The sequence below is a fragment of the Gelidibacter sp. genome, from assembly GCF_053579655.1.
The window spans coordinates 37,347-63,378 of the sequence record NZ_JBMDWE010000007.1 but is presented as its reverse complement, the minus strand read 5'-3'; the positions used below and the strand labels follow the sequence as shown (position 1 = coordinate 63,378).

Annotated in this window: 21 protein-coding genes and 1 pseudogene; 1 reads left to right on the top strand and 21 read right to left on the bottom strand. The window is 36.9% G+C overall.

The features are described from left to right. The first annotated feature begins 253 nt into the window (after positions 1-253). Positions 254-430, top strand: coding sequence for a BF3379 family histone-like protein (locus ACOH2D_RS05545; protein WP_348036040.1), 177 nt, complete (start codon positions 254-256; stop codon positions 428-430). Positions 431-941: 511 nt separating this feature from the next. On the opposite strand, the gene ACOH2D_RS05540 is transcribed toward ACOH2D_RS05545, so the two are convergent. From ACOH2D_RS05540 to ACOH2D_RS05440, 21 genes and pseudogenes are all read right to left on the bottom strand, one after another. Next, positions 942-1,994 carry a CNNM domain-containing protein gene (locus tag ACOH2D_RS05540; RefSeq protein WP_449534631.1) on the bottom strand — a complete coding sequence of 351 codons (1,053 nt, stop codon included), beginning with the start codon at positions 1,992-1,994 and terminating at the stop codon, positions 942-944. Positions 1,995-2,631: 637 nt separating this feature from the next. Further along, positions 2,632-3,027 carry a YkvA family protein gene (locus tag ACOH2D_RS05535; protein WP_449534630.1) on the bottom strand — a complete coding sequence of 132 codons (396 nt, stop codon included), beginning with the start codon at positions 3,025-3,027 and terminating at the stop codon, positions 2,632-2,634. Positions 3,028-4,179: 1,152 nt separating this feature from the next. Further along, positions 4,180-5,436 (bottom strand): MFS transporter, encoded by a 1,257-nt coding sequence (locus tag ACOH2D_RS05530; RefSeq protein WP_449534629.1) that lies wholly within the window; start codon positions 5,434-5,436, stop codon positions 4,180-4,182. Further along, on the bottom strand, positions 5,437-7,542 hold the full coding sequence (locus ACOH2D_RS05525; RefSeq protein ID WP_449534669.1) for a copper-translocating P-type ATPase: 2,106 nt from the start codon (positions 7,540-7,542) through the stop codon (positions 5,437-5,439). A gap of 507 nt (positions 7,543-8,049) precedes the next feature. Beyond that, a pseudogene (locus ACOH2D_RS05520) lies at positions 8,050-8,232 on the bottom strand (heavy-metal-associated domain-containing protein); the annotation flags it as partial. A gap of 85 nt (positions 8,233-8,317) precedes the next feature. Then, positions 8,318-8,611 carry a phosphoribosylpyrophosphate synthetase gene (locus ACOH2D_RS05515; protein WP_449534628.1) on the bottom strand — a complete coding sequence of 98 codons (294 nt, stop codon included), beginning with the start codon at positions 8,609-8,611 and terminating at the stop codon, positions 8,318-8,320. Between the two features lie 6 nt (positions 8,612-8,617). After that, entirely contained in the window at positions 8,618-9,262 is a 645-nt protein-coding gene (locus tag ACOH2D_RS05510) for a hypothetical protein (RefSeq protein ID WP_449534627.1), read from the bottom strand. Further along, complete coding sequence (locus ACOH2D_RS05505) at positions 9,259-10,152, bottom strand: ribose-phosphate pyrophosphokinase (RefSeq protein WP_449534626.1); 894 nt, start codon at positions 10,150-10,152, stop codon at positions 9,259-9,261. Before ACOH2D_RS05505 ends, ACOH2D_RS05510 begins: the two co-directional genes overlap by 4 nt. Before the next feature lie 325 nt (positions 10,153-10,477). Beyond that, entirely contained in the window at positions 10,478-10,879 is a 402-nt protein-coding gene (locus ACOH2D_RS05500) for a DUF6796 family protein (protein ID WP_449534625.1), read from the bottom strand. A 32-nt stretch (positions 10,880-10,911) separates the two neighbouring features. Then, complete coding sequence (locus tag ACOH2D_RS05495) at positions 10,912-12,414, bottom strand: thymidine phosphorylase family protein (RefSeq protein ID WP_449534624.1); 1,503 nt, start codon at positions 12,412-12,414, stop codon at positions 10,912-10,914. 29 nt (positions 12,415-12,443) lie between these two features. Then, positions 12,444-13,820, bottom strand: coding sequence for an MBL fold metallo-hydrolase RNA specificity domain-containing protein (locus ACOH2D_RS05490; protein ID WP_449534623.1), 1,377 nt, complete (start codon positions 13,818-13,820; stop codon positions 12,444-12,446). A 55-nt stretch (positions 13,821-13,875) separates the two neighbouring features. Then, entirely contained in the window at positions 13,876-14,130 is a 255-nt protein-coding gene (locus ACOH2D_RS05485; RefSeq protein ID WP_449534622.1) for a hypothetical protein, read from the bottom strand. Between the two features lie 42 nt (positions 14,131-14,172). Continuing rightward, complete coding sequence (locus tag ACOH2D_RS05480) at positions 14,173-15,015, bottom strand: restriction endonuclease (protein ID WP_449534621.1); 843 nt, start codon at positions 15,013-15,015, stop codon at positions 14,173-14,175. 2 nt (positions 15,016-15,017) lie between these two features. Beyond that, entirely contained in the window at positions 15,018-15,848 is an 831-nt protein-coding gene (locus tag ACOH2D_RS05475) for a universal stress protein (RefSeq protein ID WP_449534620.1), read from the bottom strand. A gap of 26 nt (positions 15,849-15,874) precedes the next feature. Next, positions 15,875-16,648 carry an SDR family oxidoreductase gene (locus ACOH2D_RS05470; protein WP_449534619.1) on the bottom strand — a complete coding sequence of 258 codons (774 nt, stop codon included), beginning with the start codon at positions 16,646-16,648 and terminating at the stop codon, positions 15,875-15,877. Between the two features lie 168 nt (positions 16,649-16,816). Further along, entirely contained in the window at positions 16,817-19,201 is a 2,385-nt protein-coding gene (locus ACOH2D_RS05465) for a phosphoketolase family protein (RefSeq protein ID WP_449534618.1), read from the bottom strand. Between the two features lie 17 nt (positions 19,202-19,218). Then, positions 19,219-20,403 carry an acetate/propionate family kinase gene (locus ACOH2D_RS05460; protein WP_449534617.1) on the bottom strand — a complete coding sequence of 395 codons (1,185 nt, stop codon included), beginning with the start codon at positions 20,401-20,403 and terminating at the stop codon, positions 19,219-19,221. Continuing rightward, positions 20,393-22,645, bottom strand: coding sequence for a glycosyltransferase (locus tag ACOH2D_RS05455; RefSeq protein ID WP_449534616.1), 2,253 nt, complete (start codon positions 22,643-22,645; stop codon positions 20,393-20,395). The genes ACOH2D_RS05460 and ACOH2D_RS05455 overlap by 11 nt, the downstream gene beginning before the upstream one ends. Positions 22,646-22,725: 80 nt before the next feature. Beyond that, positions 22,726-23,793, bottom strand: a complete 1,068-nt coding sequence (locus ACOH2D_RS05450; protein WP_449534615.1) for a glycoside hydrolase family 130 protein — start codon at positions 23,791-23,793, stop codon at positions 22,726-22,728. 117 nt (positions 23,794-23,910) lie between these two features. Then, positions 23,911-24,972 (bottom strand): class I fructose-bisphosphate aldolase, encoded by a 1,062-nt coding sequence (locus ACOH2D_RS05445; RefSeq protein ID WP_449534614.1) that lies wholly within the window; start codon positions 24,970-24,972, stop codon positions 23,911-23,913. A gap of 11 nt (positions 24,973-24,983) precedes the next feature. Beyond that, the gene (locus ACOH2D_RS05440; RefSeq protein WP_449534613.1) at positions 24,984-25,997 is read right to left on the bottom strand and encodes a type II glyceraldehyde-3-phosphate dehydrogenase; all 1,014 of its coding nucleotides are present in this window, start codon (positions 25,995-25,997) and stop codon (positions 24,984-24,986) included. Positions 25,998-26,032: the final 35 nt, after the last annotated feature.

Genomic DNA, 26,032 nt, shown 5'->3' with positions numbered 1-26,032 from the left:
ACGTAAAGTTCAGGACGCAATCCAACATTATTCTCAAGGTTACCTCTGATTTAATCCTACCAGGAAATCGTTTAAGTAGTCCAAAGCCTAAGTATAACTTCGGCAATCAGTGGAGATTAGTTTAAGAGAAAAGTTAGAGACATATAAAGAAAACCATTATAGTTGCGACTTGTGGTCGTATTTTTATGTTAAAGACAGTTGTATTTACAACGAATAACTATATTTTCGGCTTTTTAAATAAAATTTAAATCTTATGAAAGAACTTATTGAAAACATGCAAAACACTTTTGAGTCATTTGAAAATGATGCTAAAATGCAATTAGAAAGTGGAAACAAAGCTGCAGGAACAAGGGCAAGAAAATCGTCGTTAGCTTTGGAAAAATTATTAAAGGAATTCCGTAAAGTCTCGATTGCTGATTCTAAAAAATAATCAAAGTAGTCATCTCATTTTTAGTTAATGAGATGACTGTTTTTAATTCATTAAATTTAGAGGGACCATCTCAAAGAGAGGGGGAGTACAAAATTTCATTTAATCTGAGATCGAAAATAAGTACAGATATCACTAGCCCATTGGCGCTCCATTCCACGAAAAACTCGAATACGTTCAAATCGCATCATTAGAAAAGTCCCCGACCCAACTCTAAAGTCTACGATTTTCATTCCACTTGCCCGCTCATTAACGAAAAAAGTCGGGAAGCGCGAAAACCCTATTTTAGTTTATCTCAATACAGACATTGCAATATGCAACTTTGAAGTCACGTCCGATCAACTCCGGTAGAACGATAACTTTTCATTTTTATAACACGGAAACACATTCCTCTTCATTACCAGAAAAGCTCCATTTCTGGAAAAGAGCTTCCTTGAAAATTCTTTTTTGTCATTTCTGAAAAAGTTTCATTAGTTGAGAAACCACATATGAGCCTGGATAACGTTTACTTATGTTATTCTTCATTTTTCAAGTGCTCATATTTTTTTTGTTTTTCTTGCCACCTTTTCAATGCGTACTGTTGCATGTCCTCAATCTTGTCTTTTTCATCTACAATCTCAAAACCAAGTAATGTTTCTATGATATCTTCAATTGTTGTAATGCCATCCATACCACCATATTCATCAACAACTAACGAGATGTGTTCTTTTTGGAGCAGTAGTTGTTCCCAAGCCTCAAAGAGAGTTATATTTTTTGGAAAAGTGGTAATATCACGTTTAATGTCTTTAAGTTTTAAACCAAACTGATCTTCAGCTAATTTTTCAAATACTGATTCACGGAAAATATACCCGGTTATGTTGTCCTTATTTTCTTGAAATATTGGAATTCTTGAAAAATGTAAAAATTCTTTATTTTTTAGAAATTCTTGTAAAGTCATTTCCTCATTTGCCGTTACGACAACAATTCGAGGAGTCATAACAGTTTTTATTTTCAAACCTTTTAATTTTATTAAGTTCTGAATGATTATATTTTCTTTATCCACAAATATACCCTCTTGGGTACCGATACTTGCTAATGCTGAAATTTCCTCCCTGCTAGTTGTTAAATTAGGTTTTTCTCTTGATAACATTTTTGTTAGTATAGAAGAAAGACAGACTAATGGATAAATAATAATAATCATCCCTTTAATAATTTTGGATGAGATGCCGACTAATTCCTTGTTATAGTTTGTACCTATTGTTTTTGGTATAATTTCAGTCAAAACTAAAATTAAAAGCGTAAATGTGGCAGAAACAATCCCGAAATACGCGTCTCCAAATAAAACTGTAGTTTGGGCACCGACTCCAGCCGCTCCAACGGTATGTGTCACAGTGTTCAAAGACAATATTGCCGATATGGGTTTATCAATGTCTTCTTTTAGTTTTAACATGGCACTTGCATTTTGGTCTCCAAATTCAGATTTTGATTTCAAAAATGAAATGGGGATAGATAATAAGACGGCTTCCACAATGGAACATAAAAATGAGATTAGTAGAACAACTAAAAGATAAATTAATAATAGTGTCATAGGGTTATTTAGCTTTTTTCAATTTTAATTTCAACGGCATTTTTTAAGAAATTGTCCTTGTTATTAAGATGAAATTAATGAAATATCTATCCCTTGATACTTCTGAGAGGTATGTGTATCAGTTATATAACAAAGATAAGCGATTTAAATGGTTTCGAGTTTATTAAATGAGCTCTCATTTTAAAGGTCAAAAAACAGCCACCAAAATCAACATTAGAATAAATAAATTTAATGTCAGTGGTAAACCAACCTTAAGAAAATCGCCGAATTTATATTTGCCAGGTCCAAATGCGAAGATGGTTCAAATGGAGCAATCAAGGACTTGAATAATTTCAACGGCAATTGCAAAAGTGGGAGGGTGGGCATGTAAAAGACTAATTGGCTTGGCTGATTTGGAAATTATTTTCAACAATTAAGGCTTGATGGCAATTTTCGAAAGATGAGAAAGTAATAAAGGATTTTCAATAGTCGAATCGACTCAATTGAAATCTAAAGGAGAGAAAAAAAACAACCATAAAAAAATGTCTTTCTACTAACCTATCCCAATGGATAAAGAATGGACGGTGTACGGATAAAGCATGGATCCTGTATGAAACAAATATTTCAGGATTGATTGTAGGCTTCCCCATTGCTGTGGTTAGTGCTTTCCGCTTTGTTTTTCATAAATTTTAAAAGCAACGTAAATAATGCAAATCCAAAATATAATTATTAATATAGCAAAAAACCAATTGTTCTTTTTAATTTTATCAGGATTAGTCTTTAATTCTTTTTTGGCATCCGATAGTACTATTTCAGGTAGCAATTTAATGGAAATACTTATTAGTATTGGAACTATAATTAAATCATCAAGTAGTCCTAAAATGGGTATAAAATCAGGGATTAAATCAATTGGACTTAATAAATATCCAACTGTCAAACCAATTAAGAGTTTTGCAATAAGAGGTGTTCGTTTATCCGAATATGCAATCCTCAAAATATGAACTTGGCTTTTTAAGATTTTTACTTTAGCCTTTAATTTGGTCAATATTTTCAAATGTGATTTTTTTTAGCATTAACCACAACCTTTATGTATAAGAATAGTTGTGGGTTTGTATGTGAAGACTTTCCGCAGGAATATCAGACGCAGCAAACGTGAAACTACCTTTGTATAAGCATTAAAGCGCAATTGTTTCTACACGGTGTGCCTGTTGCACAACTCTGTTGATAAAGTTAATTGAATAATACATTATCGGGCGAATAAAATCATAATTTGTTTATATGCAAGGCAAAAGGACTTATCAAAAAAAGTTGTTCACCCGATTTTTACTGAGTGAATGCGTTCCCGAGCACAACTTCTACCGCAGCTCAAAAGTGTACTGGATTTAAACTACCTGCACAAAGCGACCGCACCCCCTTTTTTATATAGACTAACAACAATTTATGCGTAATCTTAAAATCCCACAACTTTTTGACTTGATCCGGTATTCGGTGTCACTTGGGAAGTCTTGGAAGTGACACCGAATGTGCCCCTTATAAGTTGGTGTTATTTGTGATTAATTGCTATTTGTGAAAATTAAAAAACCCGATAAACATAGTGTTTATCGGGTTTTAGTGGAATTTGATGCATTCCTTGCGGAGAAAGAGGGATTATTATTATTTAATTAAAATTCTGATTATCAGTTGGTTATTGGTATGGATTCATTAAGCACGCACCGAATTACGCACCTCGATTTAAGCTACTCGTAATTAGTAGATTAAGATGTATTTTCATAAGTTTTGTTATTTGTTCAAATATATAAAGGGAAATTTACAGACGATGTTTGAATCAAAAATTAGTTTAAACAATATTCAGTTCTTGCTTATCTGAACACCTAGTGCTTTTTGGTTACAACCATCGATTCGGTTTTGTCCATTTGTATCCATCTATTATTTCAATAATATTATTGGGTTTAAAGTCCATAATATCAGGGTGGGATATTCCTGTATAACATTTACCGGGATTTAAGTCTTAAACCTAAAGCTCAGAAGGGTAAGGATTCTTGCTATAGCATTGTCATTATGTTGGCGAATAGTGAACTCAAACGTGAGATAATTCAATTACTTTCATGGTACAAATATGAAGGATCCAATTTTATGACTGTATTATTTATACGGAAGCCTTCACATGAATTGACTTACACAAAATATTCAGGACTTTAAAATTGGGCTAGTTATCAATAATTGCTGTCTGTGGATGGTCATCTATGTGCCTGTCTGGGGTCTTAAGGAAGAACACAAAGCCTATAGCAACCAAGGTAATGCTTCCAGAAATCATGAAAGGATAGTAAATACCACCAGCAAGAAGCCAAGTTCCTAAAACGGGACCTAGAATCTGACCAATACTATTGGTCGAGCTCTGTATTGATATATTTCGACCCGTGTTTTCTTTAGAAGTTAATGAAACGGCCGATAATAAATTAGGTATTACCATAGCAATGCCAGCAGCAAAAACAACGATTAGTCCATATACGAAAAATTCATTCTTAAAAAATGGAAAGATAATCAAGGATAGTCCGGATATGAATAATCCTAGTGTGATTTGTTTCTTTGTGGTTAAAAATCTTTCTCCATAAGTAGCAAAAACGGGCTGTAGAACAGCCATGATAGCACCACATAACATAAAGCCAATACCAACTTGTTTGCTGTTAAAACCTAAGTCATCTTTTCCGTAAATTGAAAAAACCGTTTCAAATAAGGTCAATATAAATTGGACTACAAAGGATAGTATTAGTAATACGATAAAGTATTTGCAAAATATGAATCGCAAGCCCACTTTATGTGCCGTGAACTTATTTACACGAGGGGTGTTTTTAAGCCATTTCAACACAATGGAAAGAACAATCAATCCGAGTAGGGCAGCGAATAAAAATGGTATAGAAAATCGGTCTAAATGTAGCAGGCCCATAGAATATTGTAAATGTAAATCCGTCTGGGAGAGAAAGCTTCCAATAACGGGACCGAAAATAACTCCTGAACTAATGGCAACACCAGACCAGGCCATTATTTTTGTTCTTCGTTTTTCAGAAGTAATGTCGCTTAAATATGCGTTGCTGACAGGAATAACCGAAGAAGTGAATATACCGCCAAAAATTCGAGCTACATATAGCATTGTCAGAGATGTGGCTAGACCCGTAAGTAATTGCATAATTACAAAACCAATAAGACCAATAATTATAATAGGTTTACGACCATATCTATCAGAGAGCTTTCCCCAAACTACTACAAAGAGAAGTTGAAAAAAAGGATAAATACTTGTGAGCAATCCTATATGAAAATTGATAAGGTCGGGATCGAGATTATCTGCTAAGGCTAATCTTTCGGTATAGTAGGGCAGGGTTGGTAACAATATGCCATAGCCCAACATCACTACAAATAAACTCAACAGGATTAAAAATATCCTGCTGAGTTTTTCTTTTCTTTTCATTTATTTTTTACCGATTTTCCGTTTTAATAATTGGGCATTAATGGCCACAATAATAGTACTCAAACTCATTAGTACAGCACCTACTGCTGGTCCTAAAACAAAGCCTGATGAGTATAGCACCCCAGCAGCTAGTGGAATGGCCACAATATTATAACCTGTTGCCCATATCAAGTTTTGAATCATTTTATTGTAGGTTGCTTTACCAAATAAGATTAGGTTAGCAATATCCTGTGGGTTGCTATTTACCAAAATAATATCGGCAGTTTCAGCAGCTACATCTGTACCCGAACCAACGGCTATACCAACGTTTGCTTGCGCTAATGCTGGTGCATCGTTTACACCATCTCCCGTCATAGCCACAAACTCGCCTTTTCCTTGTAATTCTTTAACTAGCTCAACTTTCTGATGAGGTAAAACCTCTGCATAGTAGCCGTCTAAACCAAGCTTATCGCTCACTGCTTTTGCCGTGATCTCATTATCTCCAGTTGCCATTATGACTTTGATATTGTTCTTTTTGAATATTTTAATAGCTTCAGCAGATTCTGGTCTTATTTCATCAGCAAGAGCAATATATCCAGCTAGTTGCCCATCAATTAATACAAATACAACAGTTTCAGCAGCATCACTAAAAGCATCTTTTGGAATTTCTATTTTTTCATCCCTTAAATAACCAGGACTAACCACTTTTACTTGCTTCCCTTCTACATTTGCCTCCACACCTTTACCAGTAATCGCATTAAAGTTTTCAAGTTTTGGGATGTCAATTTTGTCTTCTCTGACTTTTTTTATAATTCCCACGGCAATAGGATGTTCTGAACTTTGTTCCAAGGCACTGGACAGTCTCAAAATTTCTTCGTTTGAATAGGAATCATTTACAGATTCAATTCTGGTAACACCAAAATCTCCTTTGGTCAATGTTCCTGTTTTGTCAAAAAGCAGCACTGAAATTTTACGTGATTCTTCAAAAGCCGTTCTATTACGAATCAATAATCCATTTTGTGCAGATACTGAGGTAGAAATAGCAACTACTAGAGGAATTGCAAGACCAAGTGCGTGTGGACAAGCAATGACCATAACAGTAACCATTCGTTCCAATGCATATACAAATGGGAAGCCTAAAAGCAACCAAACTGCCAATGTTCCAAAACCGATACCCAAAGCAATATATGTCAACCATTTTGCAGCCCTGTCCGAAAGGTTTTGCATTTTGGACTTGGTTTTTTGAGCTTCCTCAACCATTGTGATTACTTTGTTGAGGTAACTGTCTTTACCTGTATGTTCTACTTTTACCTTTATGCTGCCATTACCGTTAACTGAACCGCCAATTACTTTATCTTTTTCATCTTTTTTTACTGGTTTCGATTCTCCGGTAAGCATAGATTCGTTTAGATAACTTGAGCCTTCTATTATAATACCATCAGCAGGAACCTTCTCTCCGGGTTTTACCAATATCACATCGTCTTTTAATAAATCTTCAAGTGAAATATCTTCAATAGTATCTCCTTTTACCCTATGAGCTTCAGCAGGCATCATGCTTACGAGAAGCTGTAATGCTTTAGAGGCTCCTAAAACACTTTTCATTTCTATCCAATGGCCAATAAGCATAATTGCGATTAGAGTCGCCAATTCCCAGAAAAAGTCAACACCTTGCAGACCAAATACAGTTGCAGAACTATAGAAATAAGCGACACTTATGGCCATAGATATAAGCGTCATCATTCCTGGTGCACCATTCTTTATTTCTGAAACAAAACCTTTAAGAAATGGCCATCCACCATAGAAATACACAATAGTAGAAAGAGCAAAAAGTATATATGGATTACCCGGAAGTAAAAATTCATATCCGAAAAATCCTTGGATCATTGGCGAGAATATCAATATGGGAATTGTAAGTGCAACCGTTACCCAAAAGCGTTTCTTGAAGTCGGCAATCATCATTTTATGATGGTCATGGCCTGCCATTCCCATAGGAATAGCATCGTGATCTCCATGATCCATCTTTGAATGGTCCATTTTAGAATGGTTCATCTTACTATGATCGTTTGATTTTGGATCTTTCATTTTCGAGTGGTCCATCTTTGAATGATCCATTTTTGAATGGTCCATTTTACTTTGATCGATACCAGCATTATCTGCCTCTTTCTTCTCCCCAATTGTTGTTGATTTGACTTTAGGTTTGTCCTTTTCTTCTTGTTGTAAGGTTGCAGATGATTTCTCATCATCTTTTAATTTTTCAGATTTACCTGCCGTTTTACTAGATGGAGTAACATCGAGATTTTCGATCTCTGAAGTTGGTTTGACTTCAGGTTTGTCATTTTCTTCTGGTTGTACGGTTACAGATGATTTTTCTTCATCTTTTACTTTTTCAGATTTGCCTGCCGTTCCACTGGGTGGAGTAACATCAAGATTTTCGGTCTCTGAAGTTGGTTTGGTCTCAGATTTGTCCCTTTCTTCAGTCTGTTTTATCTCAGATGAGTTTGTTTTCTCTTCTTTTTCGGTTGGTAAATCTGCTGAAGCGGTGGGCGAAATGGTATCAGGATTCTCCTCCTTTTCAATCGGTTTGGTTTCAGACTCCTCTTTTTCTTTTTGATCGAAGGACTCATAGCTTCTTTGCCGCACAGCGGTTTTGATATCCGCAACATCCAGACGGGTTTCGTCATAACGAACTGTGGCGGTTTTTGTATCGTAATTCATTGTGACACTTTCGACACCGGGTACCTCGCTGATGTGTTTTTCCACTTCTTCTACACTCCACACAGATAGCATGTCGTGTACATTAATATTGCTTGTTTTCATATCTTTAGTTGTTTTACTGTTTTAAATATTTTTTAGTCTCAGTGCTATTTGGGTGTGATTTTCCATATATAATAGTGTTTAAGTGTTATCGTAATTTTTTTCGCATTGCTTCTGAAATGTTTTCTGCATACATACCGTAGGCATCTACCAAAAGTCCTTTAATTCCATCTTTAGAAGATATTGCATAAAGAATGCTATTGTCATCAGTGCTGCTCATTCCCTCAAAGCGATAGGTTTTATCTACTTTAAAATCTTCAGGATGAATCTCAATTTTCAGCGAAGCACATTTCAAACATTCAGGCGTTAAATTGAAGTCGTAGGGATATTCGTTCGCCTGTAAATCGTTAATAGCTTCTGAAAGGGTGTCGTAACTTTTCATTTGTTTTTATTTATAGTTGATTGTAAAATAACTACCATCGGCTTCGGTAAATTTCTGAAAGGTCAATAAATCATTTTCATTCAATTTCTCGTTAACGATATAGTTGAGTTGCTTAATGCGAATTCCCCACGCATACGCCTTAATATTGATTTTTGATTTAATATTGTTTTTGTTATCCGCTAATTTTCGGTCGTAAATCTTGATACTGCTTTTTGAACCAAAGAAATTTAACAAACCCGAATCAAAACTCATTTCCAATTCAATATCCTCCAGATTATCCAAATCGTATAGTTCTTTAAAATTTTTAGAAGTGGTGTTGATTTCGGTTTCCTTTGATTTTGGGTTGGAAAACGGAAATGCCATTACCATTATACTGGCTTCATCTGGTTTACAGCGATACGTCGTTGTGTATTTGTCAGTAGATATTTTGTCTTTATCAAATAGTTCTGTGATTACTTCGATTTCATAAAATCCATTCTTCTCAATAATTTTTCCCGCTTTAAAGGTTTGCTTGTTCAAAAAAGCACCTTCATCATCAAAATTTTCCCGAACTACAACTCTGCCTGAAATCTGCCCAATGAGCATTTCAGTTTGTCCATTCATCGTGAGGTTGAATAGGATGAAAAATAGTATGAAGCTTTGTTTTCTCATATATGGTGCATTAATTTCTTTACTTCTTTTGCTATTACGTCGCTCAAATCAATAGCATTTGAAGGATGCGGAATGGTGTTGCAGGTTACTATTTTTTCTACACCGGAATCCAACAAATCCTGATAGGCATTACCCGAAAAAACTGCGTGAATGCCAACGCATATTGGTGGTTTCATTCCTGCTTTTTTTAGGTGTTTCACAGTTTCAATCATTGTGCGCGCAGTTGAAATAATATCATCTACCAAAATAGGTGTGGCATCCTTGTATTTATCTACATCAGGAACCGAGACCTCTACATCACGGTCACCGTGACGCACTTTTTGCAATACCGTAAATGGTACTCCTGCATTTTTAGCAACTTCTGAAACCCATTGTTCGCTTTCAGAATCGGGACCGATAAGAACAGGGTTTTCAATGTTTTCTTTTATCCAGTTTGAAATAGCATCAGCTGCGTGGATTACTTTATTGGGGATATGATAGACTTCCCCCAAAGAACTTATCCTATGCAAGTGAGGGTCAACAGTTGTAATGCTATCGGCGAAACCTGAAATCAATTTACCGAAGAAGCCTGAAGTAACGCCTTCACCTTCATTAAATACTTTGTCCTGACGCATATAGGCGAGATATGGTGCTACCAAACAAGTACACATCGCTCCAAGCGATTTTGCCGTATGGCTCAAAAAGTAGAGTGGTAACAATTTTTCGTCTGGTTCGTGCAAGGTGCAGACCAATACCACACATTTATCCTTTACATCAGATAATATACGTGTATAGGATTCTCCATCAGGGAAGTTGCGCAAAGTAGCTTTGCCTACTTCGGCATCCATTTTCGTTGCTAAAAGTTCTGTGAGTTTTTCGTTTTCAGGAAGACTGAATAATATTGTTTTCATAATTTTTAATTTAATAGTTAAGGGAAAATCAAATCCACTTTTTTTTCTTTCAACAAATATTTTGTTGTTATAAAATAAAAAATAGCTAAAGGCAGGTTTAGTCCCGTTACGGTTAAAAAGGTTTTTATACCAGACATACTACTTGGTAAAATGAAATTAATAATAGTCGTTATTACGATTATGCTTAATGGACTTAAAAAGGCAACCCATTTAGGAAATATCGATTTCTTCTTAAGGATTAAGGCAAATGCATAAATTGACAATATTGAGTAACCCACTACTAAAAACGCACCCCAGTATAACCAATAATCCAACATTTTAAGCATCAAGTCTTCATTGCCCGATTGAATAATGTCAGCAACAAATGCATAAGTGCCGTGATAGCCAGACCAAGTACGGCAAGATATGCCGCAGGATAAAAATAGAACTTCGCATATTTTTCATTAACGGGTCTTAAAGCGAGGTATATCAGATAAGAACCTATAATATGAAACGGTAGGAAAAAAATCGCCAAATAATTTCCGAGTATATAAGTCCAACGAGGCTTATACTCAAATAATCCCCTTATGTTCTCCAAATTAAGGGAAAAGGCAGTAGTCATAGCGTTTGTATTATCGGACCAACCGGAAAAATAATCCGCTATTACACTTATTATCGCTCCGATAACCGCCAAACTACCCAACAGCAAAATGCCACGGTCATTTCTTGTATGTTTTTTATTGTTCATATTCTTTTCTCTTTTCTTTCTTACGTCTTATATTAATTTATTTTAATTATGTCATTGTGATTTTTGTAGTACTCCATAGCATAATTAAGTTCGCCTTTGGATTCTGCATAAAGCGTGTACAGTAATTGGTCTTTTTCAATTTTGTCGTTCAAATGTACATTCAATGAAATCCCTGCCGATTTAGATTGCGGTGCACCCGAAAGCTTGGCGAGTTTAGCAATCTTTCTGTTATCGATTCTTTTTAAAACTCCTGATTTTTCTGCTTTAATTTCGATTTTATAGGGTGCTAAAACTGGTTTTGAAAAGCGACCTTGGGCTTTACAAATGGCGATAAATTTTTCATAAGCTTTTCCAGATTCGAGTACTTTTTGTGCAGTTCTCCTTCCTTTTCCTTTTTCAACTTTTCCAGAAAGCTCCAATAGTTCCCCTGCCAAAAACAACGCTCTTTCCAATAGGTCTTTGGGTGCATTAGCTTCATTTTTTAAGACCTTTAATATATCGATGGCTTCTAATGTTGGACCAATACCTCTTCCAACTGGCTGCGTACCATCGGTAATAACAACTTTTACTTTTAGACCAACAGCTTTGCCCACCGTTTCCATATGTTCTTTTAATTGCTGTGCCATTTCCGTACTACGTACCTTGGCGGTTTCTCCTACAGGAATATCAATAACAACGTGTGTGGAACCTGCCGCAGCTTTTTTTGATAGTACCGAAGCAATCAATTGCCCTTCGCTATCAATATCCAAAGCTTTTTCAATTTTTATAAGCACATCATCCGCAGGGCTTAATTGCGCCGTTCCTCCCCACACGATGCAAGCACCTTCATTTTCTACTACATTTTTTATTTCTTCGGAAGAAAGCGTAACATTGGTCAATACTTCCATTGTATCTGCTGTGCCTGCCGGCGAAGTGATGGCTCGGGAAGAGGTTTTTGGCATTGTAAGTCCATAAGCGGCAACGATAGCAACTATCAATGGCGTCGTTCTATTTCCAGGTAATCCACCAATACAATGCTTATCGACTACGATTTCTTTGTTCCAATTCAATTGCTTCCCTGAAGCGATCATCGCTTTCGTGAGATCGGATATCTCATTAATATCCAATCGGTCACCTGCGCAGGCTGTTATAAATGCGGAAAGGTGTATGTTGGAATAATCACCTTCAACGATATCGGTTATTATTTCGCTAAAAGCTTTGTAATCGAGCTTTTGATTATAGATTTTCGCCCGAACGTGGCTTAAGGATTCAATTGGCTCCAAGTGTGAAACGTATAAGGTTTCATTTGGGGAAACATTTAGTTTTTCGGCAGCTGAATCTGAAAGTCCAATTTCATTGGGCATCAGAATATCTGAATTTAAAATATTAAGACTTGCAACTATCGAAGTGCTTGTATTGGATATTCTAATTCGGGTCAATGCTTCAAAACCTTCTGAAATACAGACGTGGCAATCTTCTCGCATATATACCACATTCTCATTTTGCGTATAAATTCCGAGATGTTTATATTTTAATATGTTTGAGTGTTGTTCCATATCTTTCTGAATTATTAAGGTTTTATGATTTATTCTATTTCTTCAATAGTGTACAATTGTGGTATTTGAGCATCCCAACCATAGGTTTCTTTGATGCCTTTTTGAAGAGCTTGCGCACCTTCATTTTCGCCGTGAACTATGAAAATCCGTTCTGGCTTGTTTTTTATCTTACTCATCCAATCCATAAGTTCTGCGTGGTCTGCGTGTGCCGAAAGACCTTCAATTTCTGCTACCTGCATTTTAAAAGACACCCATTTTCCGTACACTTTTAGTTCCTTTTCGCCTTCCAGCAATTTTCTTCCGCGAGTTCCTTCAGCTTGGTAACCCACAAAAAGCAACGTATTATTAGGGTTTTGTGCCTGTGTTTCAAGATAATTGAGCATTCTGCCTCCTGTGAGCATTCCGCTTCCGGCAATCACGATTTTTGGTTTATTATCAGTTCGCAATTCCATTGTTTCACGATAACTGCTTACAACGGTAAAGTTCGAGCACATTTCATCACATTCGTTGTCTTCCAATCTGTGCCAATCCCTTGTTCGATGGAACAGCTCCAATACACTTGCACCCATTGGGCTATCCATTATCATTTGAACTTTTGGAATTTTCTTTTCTTTCAATAATTTCCAAAAAATCAGCATCATTAGTTGGGCGCGTTCTACTGAAAAACTTGGAACGAATAAACTTCCTCCTTTATTAATGGTGTCGTTGACCAATTTTTCAATCTGTGGAAGTGCTTCCACTTCATCTGGATGAAACCTTCCACCATAAGTGGATTCAATGAAAAGTACATCGGCCTTTTTTGGTTTTAGAGGTGGATACAATAGTAAATCGTTCGTTCTTCCAATATCTCCTGAAAAAACAAAACGTTTTCCGTGTACATCCAACTCGATGTAAGTAGCACCCAGAATGTGTCCGTTATATTGAAATCGAGCCCTTATACCATCAAACAATGGAATCCATTGAGCTTGCGGAATACCCTTAAAATGTGGAATGGTTTTTTCTACATCTTTTAAATCGTAGAGTGGTTCTGCTGGGCTATGCTTTGAATAACCTTCCTTATTGGCACGTTCAGCTTCCTGTTCCTGTATTTTGCCACTATCATTAAGTATGATTTTTGCAATATCCAAAGTGGGATTAGTACCGTAAATGGGTCCTTTAAATCCTTGTTTGACCAGTCTTGGTAAATATCCAGTATGGTCCAAATGGCCGTGTGTTAGCAAAACCATATCAATTTCTGAAACTTCAACTGGTGGATGTTCCCAGTTTTTAAGACGCAATTCCTTTAACCCTTGAAAAAGTCCGCAGTCTATGAGTATCTTTCTCTCTCCCGTATCCACTAAATATTTTGAGCCGGTTACAGTACCTGCCGCCCCTAAAAAGTGGATGTTTATTTTATTGTTTTTCATTTGTAGTTATTTTTAGGTTGCTGTATTTAATTTGCACCAAAAGGCAATTCACCAGTTAGTGACCACCACAACAAGAAGTGGCATTACTTTGGTCTTTTTCAGTTGTGTGTAAAGCCACAACTTCCTTATATAAGCCGTGAAAATCTTCTTTAATAAGTTGCGCTATTTTCTTGGCAACTTTTGGGTCGGTACTTACCATCTCCAAAACTGTTTCAAAAGCCTCTTCCAGTAATTTGGTATCATCTTCCAAGGCTTCGTAAAATGGTTCGAAATCTATGTTGCTCTGTTGTTTTAATTCTTCAGTTTTCATAAGTTTTGTTTTTAAAATTGTTAAACTTTTTATCTTTAATTGTTACGTGCTTTTACATAGCGCTTCTGAATCTTCTAAAATCTTTTTGTGTCTTGTTTTATCTATTCCGATTTGATTTAATAGAGTAGGTGTTTCGTGAAGCTCTTTGCAGAGCACGATACCTTTATCCAATAATTTTGTTTTTTCGGCTTTTGTGAGCGTTGTTAAAGCGGTTAGTGGGTGGGAGCCAGACTTATCTATTTGTTCTTTAAGGCCATTCCCCTTTGGATAATCCCAACTTGTCAATAACAATCCCACACACTTACCGTATTGTATCGCATCTGATGTAAAACGAGTATTGGTGTACAAACCTCCTTTATGAAGTTTAGACTCGTGCCCTTTTTGATTTTCCCACTTCGCTTTTACATCCAAAAATCTCGACTGGATATAGAGTGGTATTTTTACATTACAAGTCCTTCCTTGGTCGCTATGATATTTACACTCAATCATATAATGGTGGTTATCTTTTTGCCCTATCACATCTATTTCGTGCTGCACACAATTACCCTGTACGATTACACCAACTTGTGTCTTATATCCTTCATGCTCAAATAATTTTCCCACCAATTTTTCAAAAGGAAAACCAGATGGTCCCAATTCCATCAGGGCTTTTTTGAGTTTGTACTTTGAAGCACTTACTCTGGATTTGCCTTTTAGCATTTTAAATGCCATTTGATAGATTTCTTTTGTGGTCATTCCTTCTTCGAGTTGCTCTTGTACCTTATAGGCAATATCCTGAACAATATCTTCCTTTGCTTGTGAGCGCCGTAAGGAGTTGATGAGTTTGTTGATGTCAAAGGTCTGGAGCTCACCGGAATATTTTTTTATTAGGACTGATTTATTCATGGTTATATTTTAATGGTCATCACAGGCAATTCTGAGTGATTAGTTACACCTTCAGCAATACTTTTGGAGAAGAGGCTTAAAAACCCAGTGCGTCCGCTGGTGCACATAGCAATCAAATCAGCATTTTTGTACTGTAGGAAATTGTTTATACCGGTTTCCACGTCAGGCTCATTATATACATTCATAGAGTAGTTATCTAAGGCAGGGAAGTTTTTCAAAAATTTCTTGATGGGATCAAGACCTTGTTCAATACTATTAAAGTCTGTGTCAGTATTGACTCTTAATAAGTGAATATGTCCTCCACATTTTTCGGCAATTGAAATTACTTGCTTAAATGCTTCATTCACATCTTGAAGAAAATCTGAAACAAATACGATATCCTTAAAAGGAAAGGATACTTCTTGGTTCTTAACGACAATTACTGGGACATCAGCATTTCTTACAATGTTTTCTACATTACTTCCAAGTAACTCACGTACTCCGCCACTGGTGCCGCTACTTCCTGTAACAATAAAATCGTGATGAAAATGACCAGAATGTTTAAGGATATTAGTTTGTCCACCATCAAATTCCAGAAAGATTCTGCATTCAAGGCTTTCATGTTCCGCTTCTTTTTCCAGTTCGCGTAAAGCAGCTTTAGCGCTCCCAATTTGTTTCACTGTTTCGGGATACTGCATTTCTTTTTGTTTATCTAACTTTATCCAGTCAACAGGGGTTTTCATCAAATGAAAAAAATGGATTTCGGATTTATAAAGCTTAGCCAATTTAATTCCGAGTTCTGCTGCTTTATTGCAGTTTTCTGAGAAGTCTGTAGGTACGAGAATGTTTTTCATAGTTTTTTTAATTTTAGATTTGACTTTTATTGGGCAGTATAACCACCATCGATTACCAATTCTGAACCGGTCATAAACTTTGATTCATCTGAAGCTAGATACACGACTCCATAACCTATATCATCTGGCTCTCCCAAATGCCCTATAGGATGCAGGCTTTCTAATTGCTTTTTACCTTCCTCAAAATCACCTTGGGCTTTAAGGAGACTTTCAACCAATGGCGTCCATATATAGGCAGGATGAATTGAATTGACCCGAATGCCGTAACCTTGTTTAGCACAATGAAGTGCAGCGGACTTGGTAAATAGAGTTATACCTCCTTTACTTGCATTATATGCCGCTAAATTGGGATCGCCAATAAGGCCTTCAATCGAAGAAAAGTTAATGATTGAACCACCTTCTCCGGATTCTTTCATTGCCTTAATAGCGTATTGAGTACCTAGGAAACTGCCATCCAAATTGATGCTTAAAAGTTTTTTCCACTCTCCAAGCGTGATCTCTTCTACGTTTTTACCGATTGCTATACCAGCAGCATTGGCCAGAATATGTAGCTTTCCAAATGTTTTAAGCGTAGTCTCGATTACCTTTTTCCATTGATCTTCTTTGGATACATCTTGTTTGCTGAATATTGCCTTACCGCCATTATCTTTGATTTGTTGGACTACTTTATTTCCGTTTTCTTCATCCAAATCTGTAATTACAATTTTAGCGCCTTCGCGTGCCAATAAAATTGCACTTGATTTTCCTAGGCCAGAGGCACCTCCTGTGACAATGGCTACTTTATTTTTTACTCGGTCCATAATTTTCAATTTTTAGTATTTATTAAAGTTTCGCTCTATTATTTGATTATAAAATTTCCTTTCTTGAAACTTTATTTTTTTCCAGACAATCGGAAAAAAGCCATTTAGGGAAGGCTCTGTTTACCTGATTCTCCCCACTTCTAATCTTGTCTATTGAATGCTCCATCCTCAATTTTTCCATTTCCAGTTTCTAATTTCAGGCATATCAAGTCCGTTTTTGCGGATATAGTGTTTATGCTCGATCAACTTGTCCTGCATTTCCTGTTTGAGATAAGCTACTTCGTCACCCAGATTTGGCAAGCGATCCAGAACATCCTGTACCATGTGAAAACGATCCATATCGTTAAGTACCGTCATGTCAAAAGCGGTAGTGATTGTGCCTTCTTCTTTGTACCCGCGTACGTGAAAGTTAATATGGTTACTGCGATTATAGGTGAGTCTGTGAATCAACCATGGATATCCATGAAAGGCAAAAATGACCGGTTTGGTTTTCGTAAACAACATATCAAAGTCGGCATCATTCAACCCATGTGGGTGTGCTTTCTCGGATTGTAACTTCATTAAATCGACCACATTGACGACTCTTATTTTTAGATTTGGCAATTTTTCACGTAATATGGATACTGCTGCCAAAGTCTCCAAGGTAGGCACATCCCCCGCACAGGCCATCACCACATCAGGTTCTGAATCTTTATCATTACTTGCCCATGTCCAGATACCAATTCCTTTGGTGCAATGGATGACCGCTTCCTCCATTGAAAGCCATTGTGGGGCGGGATGCTTTCCGGCCACAACCACGTTCACGTAGTGTTCACTCCGAAAACAATGATCCATTACTGATAAAAGACAATTGGCATCTGGTGGCAGATAGACTCGTATAACAGATGCTTTTTTATTCATTACCACATCGAGAAATCCTGGGTCCTGATGGGTAAACCCATTATGATCCTGTCGCCAGACGTGCGATGCCAAAAGAATATTCAGGGAGGCAATCTTCCTGCGCCATGGAAGTTCTGCTGTAACTTTCAGCCATTTTGCGTGCTGGTTAAACATAGAATCAATGATGTGGATGAAGGCTTCATAACAATTAAACAATCCATGTCTTCCTGTTAAAAGATATCCTTCCAGCCAGCCTTCGCACTGATGCTCACTGAGCATTTCTATTACCCGGCCATCTTTCTTTAAAAATTCATCTGTTTCAATGACTGGTGCTTCCCATTGGCGGTTAGTCACTTCAAACACTGCATTCAATTTGTTTGACAATGTTTCATCAGGGCCAAACAACCTGAAGTTTCTTTGCTCTTTATTCTCAAGCATCACATCTCTTATAAACTTTCCTAAAATTTTTGTATCACCTGGTCCCGTTTCACCGCGTTCCTTTTGTTCAAAACCATAATTACGAAAATCAGGTAGCCGCAACTCCTTTAGCAACAGGCCTCCGTTGGCATGTGGATTGGCACCCATTCTTTTATTTCCTAATGGTGCTAAATCTTGTAGTTCCCGTAAAAAATGGCCTTGCTCATTAAAAAGTTCTTCGGGCTTATAGCTTTTTAGCCAGTCTTCCAATTGTTTTAAATGTTCAGGATTTGAGATAGGGTCTGTTATTGGAACTTGGTGGGCTCGAAAAGTTCCTTCTATGGGTATTCCATCTACGAACTTTGGCCCTGTCCATCCTTTGGGGGATTTCAAAATAATCATAGGCCAAATGGGACGTTCAGCATCAGTGTTTTCAACAGCGTTGTTTTTTATCGCTTTGATTTCTTCGATCACTTTATCCATCAATTGCGCCATTATTTGGTGCATTTCCATGGGGTCATCGCCTTCAATTAAATAAGGCTTCCACCCATAACCTTTAAATAGCTGCTCCAATTCTTCAGTACTGATGCGAGCAAGCACCGCTGGGTTGGCAATTTTGTACCCATTCAAATGCAGAATAGGTAGTACGACACCATCTGTGACAGGATTTAAGAATTTATTGGAATGCCAAGCAGTGGCTAACGGCCCTGTCTCGGCCTCGCCATCGCCCACTACACAGGCCACAATCAAATCAGGATTATCAAAAGCGGCCCCGAAAGCATGGCTAAGAGAATATCCCAACTCACCACCTTCGTGGATAGAACCAGGACACTCCGGCGAAACATGGCTGGGGATACCACCTGGAAAAGAGAATTGCTTAAACAATTTTTGTAAACCTTCTTCGTCCTGACTGATTTTCGGGTAAATCTCACTATAAGTTCCCTCTAGATAAACATTGCCCACGATCGCTGGACCACCATGACCAGGTCCCGAAATATAAATCATATCCAGATCATATTTTTTTATGATACGATTAAGATGGGCATAAATAAAATTCTGTCCCGGCGTAGTGCCCCAATGACCCAATAGCATGGGTTTGATATGCTCCGGTTTTAGCGATTGTCGCATCAGCGGATTGTCCCAAAGATACATTTGGCCTACAGAGAGATAATTTGCTGCCCGCCAGTAGGCATTTATTTTTTGCAATAACTCAGCCGACAGGGTTTCAGCTGCTGTATTTATAGTTTCTGTTTTCATAATATTTATATTTATAATTATTTTAAAAAATTGTCAACCAGTTTTGCAATCATCAATTCCTCATTAGTTTTAATTACATATACCTTTACTTTACTTTTGTTAGAGGAAATAACTATTTCATTATTCATATTGTTTACCTCGTCCAGTTCTATTCCCAGAAATTCAAGACCGTCACATATTTTGCTTCTCACTTCGGGGGAATGTTCCCCAATTCCTCCTGAGAACACTATTATATCCAAGCCTTCAAGTGCCGCTGCAAACGAACCGATCCATTTTTTTGTTTGATAGCAAAACAGCGCGATGGCCTCGGCGGCACGGTTGTCAGTTTCTTCATAATTCATTAGTTCACGCATATCTGAGCTGGTTTCTGAAATACCGAGCAAGCCAGATTCGTGATTAATAAGATTACTAAACTTCTTTGGCGTCAAATTTTCATGATGCATTAAATACCAAGCAACCCCTGGATCCAGATCGCCCGTGCGTGTGCCCATGGGCAATCCGGATGTTGGCGTAAAGCCCATACTCGTATCTATACTTTTTCCGTCTTTTACTGCTGCGAGACTTGCACCGTTACCGAGATGTGCTAAAATTATTTTGCTTTTTGCAGCTTCTTTTCCAGCGATACGTTCAAGTTCCTCCAATAGGTACGCATAAGAAAGCCCATGGAACCCGTATCGGCGGATTCCCATTTCGTAATAACGACGCGGAATAGATAATAACTTTGCGACCACTGGCATGGAATTATGAAATGAAGTATCGAAACAGACTATTTGTTTTATGCCGGGATGGCGCTTCTTAAATACTTCTATGAGTCTTATTTCTTCGGGCAAATGTTCAGGGTCAAAGTCGCTGATTTTTTTTAATTCATTCAACAACTCATCTGTAATTATTTCTGGTTCGGTATGTTGCATCCCATGAACAATGCGATGCCCTATTGCTGAGACTGAAGTAAAGTCTTGCTGCTTCTCCAGCCAGTCAACCAAATGGTTCGCCGCTTGTTCGTGATTTTTAGCTTCAATATCATAACTGCTTTTTTGTGAATTATGAGCAGTAGTAAAATTGAATTTAGTCTTTTTGGCGCCAATATTTTCTATCGCTCCATACAGCAACCTCTCAAGTGGTTCTTTCATCCTGTACAAAGAAAATTTGATACTGGAAGAGCCACCATTAATAGTAAGAATATATGACGTTTCAGGATTCATAGCTCATAATATTAAAGGTTTCGGATTCATTTTTCGTCTCCCATTTATCAATAACTAATCTCGCCAGAAGGAAACAAACTGTTGATTCTGCACCTTGGTTAATATTTATACTTTCCTTTTCCAAACCGTCATAACTTCCGCCGTTAACAGGATTATACATTATTTGAGTCAGGTGATTATTGCCAAGAAACCAACTAAAAGCAATTTGCAACTGTTCTTTATATTTAATTTTTTGCGTTACCTGATAAAATAATTCAAGTGTGAACATAGTGTAAGCTACCTCTATAGGTTGTTCTCCAAAAAATGTGCGTTCATTTCTTTTGTGAAACCAGCCTTTGTTAGGAATTACCTGAATTTTTCCTTTCATGAAATATTGAGACAGAAGAAAATCAAAAGTGACTTCTGCTATTTCTTTGTATTTTTTATTTCCTAAAATTAAGTACGCATACATCATGGCTTCAGGCAGAACGCTATTTGCGTAGGTAAGATAATCTTCATACCAGTTCCAGTCCTGATCAGATGTGACTTCATAGTAGCGCAATAATTTTTGCACCAGTTTTTCTGATAATTCTTTAATGCTTTTATCAGAAGTGGTATTGAAATAATACAGACCCTTTAATGCGAAACTTATTGCTCTCGGTGAGTTAAGTGCAGCAATATTTGGCAAGGCTTTTACAAAACAATTTTCAGCCGTTGCAATCATATTTATAGGTAGCAAAGGTTTTTTTGACAAAACATAGCCTAAACTCCAAAGTGCTCTGCCATTTGCATCTTCCAGATTGACCTCAAGATTTTGAGCGGTAATTTCACCATTAATGTCTACATAATTTTGAAACCAGCCATCGTCCTGCTGAACGAAATCCATAAAATTTAGATATCTCGCTGCCAAAAGCAAAGAATCTTTTTTATTAAATTTTTCATAGTGCATAATGATCGCAATCAGAGCCCGGGCATTATCATCTAAAGTATAGCCGGAAGCAGGATCAGGTGTATCAAATTTAGCAAACTGAAGCATTCCAAAATTGGTCGTTAATTCTTCAAAATGCAAGGTTTTTATTTCAGGTAACTGATAAATCAAGTCTTCATTTTTGTTGGTGATCTTTCCGAAGATCCGTCCATATCCTATTGCTACATTTTCCCAACAGGTAGCGCGCATTTTGGAAAATGCATTTCTACCCATTTCTGTTCTTTTTTCATTATTTTCTAATAAACAGGTAATGGCATCTTGGAATTGCTTTGGATTGTTAAAATCATTTAGTAGAATACCATTAGAATCATTTATTAACTCTTTTGCATGCGGAAAAGGTGTAGAAATAACGGGACAACCTGTACTCATGGCATACGCTAATGTTCCGCTCACTGCCTGATTAGGATCTTTGGAAGAAAACAAATACAGGTCTGAAAGGTTTAAATATTCCAAAACCTCTTCAAGTTCCAGATATTTATTAACAAATTGAACGTTTGCTGTGAGATTCAGGTTGGTAATAATATCTGTCAATTTTTGACGGTATTTTTCGCCCTCATTTTTGATAACTTCGGGATGGGTTTTGCCTAAAATGAGATAAATAACATTTGGATGTTTTTCTACAATTTCTGGTAAAGCATGGAGAACAGTTTCAATATTCTTATTTGCGCTCAAAAGCCCAAAAGTCGATAGTACGATGTTCTCCGTATATCCATATTTAGTTTTTAGTTTTTCCTTATCTTTCCAAAGTACACTGTGCGTTCCGTGAGGTATCACTTCTATTTTTTCTGTGATTATTTTGTATTCATTTCTCAAAATTTTTCGAGAATTCTCTGTGAGGACAATTACTTTTTCAGACAGATCACAAAGAGCCGTTACAATACTTTTTAATTTGCTTTCGGGATTAGGAAGCACTGTATGAAAAACCAATATTATTGGTTTATTAACAGCCAGCATAAATGACAGAATGTTTTCGCCAAAGTCTCCGCCGAAAAGACCAAATTCATGTTGAATACAGATCATTCCTACATCATCACGTTCATTTATGGCATTAGCAACTCTTCTATATTCAGCTAATGTTGGTGTATGCAAAGTATCTGTTACGTTATCTCTTTTTCCACATTTTTCCTGATCATTTTCCAAAGAATAGATCTCTACAGGTAATGTATGCCCGTAAATTTGGTGTATTGCATTAGAAAGATCCTGCGAGAATGTCGCAATGCCACATTCCCGTGGAGGAAAGGAAGAAATGAGTATCATTTTTAAATTCTTCTTCATAAGTCATATTTTTAAAATTGTGTCAGCGTTTTAATTCTGAAGGTATTTAATAACAAATTGCCTTCTATCATTTATAAATTTTATACTTTATTTAGTAGTAATTCAGTGATCAGTATCTTTAAACTAACTTTCGCTACAGCAATATACTTGTCTGCTGCTCCATAGTAGATGTAAAGATCGTCGTCGAACAAAGCGGTTCCTGTCGGAAATACAACATAATTGACTACGCCTTCTATTTCATATTTTTCTGAAGGGGAAAAAAGAGGGTAAGGTAATCTTCCAAGTACTTTTGTAGGATCATCTATATCTAAAAGGGCAGCAGCAGCATGGTAAGTTTTTCCAATATTTGTTTCACAAACCCCGTGATAAATTAACAGCCAGCCATATTCTGTTTCTATTGGTGGGCAACCCGCTCCCAGATAATTTACTTCAAAATTGTAGAGCGGATCCATAAGAATATGATCTGTAAGATTCATTATGTGATCTTCCCAAAATTCTTTGGTAAGGTCTTCCCACTTATCAAACTTAACGATTTGTATCCCAGGCCATATACGGTGTAGCATTACAAACTTATTGTCTATCTTTTTGGGAAAGAGTACGATATCCTTATCCCGTAACAGCCTGTGTTTTTCATCGACAACTCCTATTTCCGCAAACAGGTTATAATAATGGTAATATTTTGGGTTCAACTTGTCCTGGTTGCAATATTCAAGATGATATTCATACTCTTTATAGTTAAGAGGCGGCGTGATGATTCCTTTTTTTTCAAAGCATTTCATGTCTTTGGAAGTCGCCAAAGCTCCCATGGCATTTATGCCATCATAGGCTGTGTATGTTAAATAAAAAGTGTCTTCGATTTTAACTATCCGTGGATCTTCTACGCCGATTTTTTCGTATTCAAAATCACGCGTTATCAAAGGGCTCGTCTTCCTTTCTAAAAGATCTAAATGTTCATTAGTTTTAGCATATCCAATGGTGGAATAGTTGCCATTTTCCACGGCACGGTAAAAGATATGCACTTCTTTACCCTCTTGGAATATCCCTGGATTTAACACGCCATTATTCTCAAATCCCAATTTGCTTGGACTAAGTATGATCCCTAGTTTTTCTATGGATATTTTAGTGTTAATCTGATTTGTATGATCCATCTTGCCTCATTTATTTTAGTTCTCTCTGATTGTAGTTGTTCTTTAACTTTTAGCTTTAAATATGACAATGTTTTAATTTTTGATTCCTAATTATTTCTTTCAATATTTATAAATAAGTTAAGCCACTGTTATACTCTTTTCCAGATATACTTGTTGCACCATTTGCAATAATCCAACGCCTTCCCCAAAGGGTTTTTGAAACGCTTTTCTTCCAACAATTAAACCCGAACCTCCAGCTCTTTTGTTGATGACGGCTGTTGTCACAGCTTCGGTCATATCTGATTCGCCTTTGGAACCTCCGCCGGAATTGATTAATCCTATTTTTCCCATATAGCAATTGGCAACTTGCAACCTGCATAGGTCAATGGGATGGTCTGTGGTAAGCATTTTGTACATTTCATCATCATATTTTCCAAACCCTATTTCCTTAAATCCGAAATTATTGGTTGGTAATTTTTGTTTGATGATATCTGCCTGAATGGTTACGCCCAAATGATTTGCTTGTCCTGTTATATCGGCCGCTGCGTGATAATCTTCATTCTCTATTTTGAAAGCTTCATTTCGTGTATAGCACCATAGAATGGTAGCCATCCCCAGATTGTGTGCTTCTCCAAAAGCTTCGGCTATTTCGTTGAGTTGCCTGTTGCTTTCTTTGGAACCAAAATAAATGGTGGCCCCCACGGCAACGGCTCCCATATCCCATGCATTTTTTACTTTTCCAAATAATGTTTGGTCATATTTATTGGGGTAGGTGAGCAATTCGTTGTGATTAATCTTTACAATAAACGGGATTTTATGGGCGTATTTTCGAGCGTTTAATCCCAATACCCCAAAGGTTGATGCCACACCATTGCACCCTGATTCTATTGCCAGTTTTATAATATTCTCGGGGTCAAAATAGTCAGGGTTTTTATAGAATGAAAAGGCTGCGCTATGTTCAATGCCTTGGTCCACAGGCAGGATGCTCAAGTAGCCGGTACCGGCCAGATTTCCGTGGTTATACAATTGGGCAAGACTTCGTAGTACCTGTGGATTTCTGTTGCTATTGCCAAATACCTTGTCAAGACTATTCTTACTTGGGGTTTGCAATTCATCCTTTGTTATTTTTTCACAAACGTGATCTAAATAGAAGGCTGCTTTTTCCCCTAAAAGTTCTGTAATATTTATATCTGTTTTCATTTTAGATGAATTTATTTGATTCCAAGACTTTCATTGGTCTTTTCGATAGATTTGTTTGGATCGGTTTCGATTCCAGTAAGTGCGCGAATGGCATCAATGGTTTCAGGAATAACAATAGCCTGGTTATCTACCACATAGGCATAGAAAAGTTCATCGCCCACCACCTTCAACATATCTTCCCAGAGGACCACTTCATACATATCGCCCCAAGGTCTTCCCATATCCAAAAACATTTCCTTAATAGTGTTGTTGGAAACCAAACCTTGATCATATTGTATTAGTTTGATGCGACTGGAAGTTTTAAAGGCATTCAGCACTTCTTCCTTCGAGGCCTGTTTTTTTAACTTCACGTTCCAGTAATGTAAATGGCTTAAGGTTTGGGGTACCTTTATTGCTGTAGTAATGACATCAAGATCGGGGTCAACACTTTGCGCATCGGGACCTTGATGGCTCGGAATATCTCTTTCGGGAACCATTGTGTTCATAATGCCTCCTAAATGACTTTCCCAAGGATCTGTAGCTCTTCTTAAAAGTGTACCTCTAGCATAATCCAATAAATCGACTCTTTTTAAAGCGGTCAAAGTTCTTAAGATAGAGGTGGTGTTGCAGGAAACAACCCTTGTAGCATTTAGGTTTATAGCTGATTCATAATTGTTTTCTGCACTAAAGGAATGTCCTGTGGTTTCGTGTTTTTCGCCACCATGTAGAATAAATTTGATATTTTGCTCCTTGTATATCGCCACGTTTTGAGCTGCAATTTTTTTAGGCGTACAGTCCACAACAAGATCTGATTTTTCTAAAAGCTCCTGCATATTACCTTTTACTGTAATCCCTGCGGACTCCATTTTATCAGCTGCCTCTTCGGTAGCTGCGTAGATGTTATAATTTTTTCTTACGGCATTTTGAATGCGCCAATCGCTGATGACATCGCAAACCCCGACCAGTTTCATATCGTCTTGTAAATTAATGGCATCGGCCACTCTTTTTCCAATGACTCCGTATCCTATAACTGCTATATTTTTCATTTTTTTTGTTTAATTAGTTTTTATGTTCGTATTTT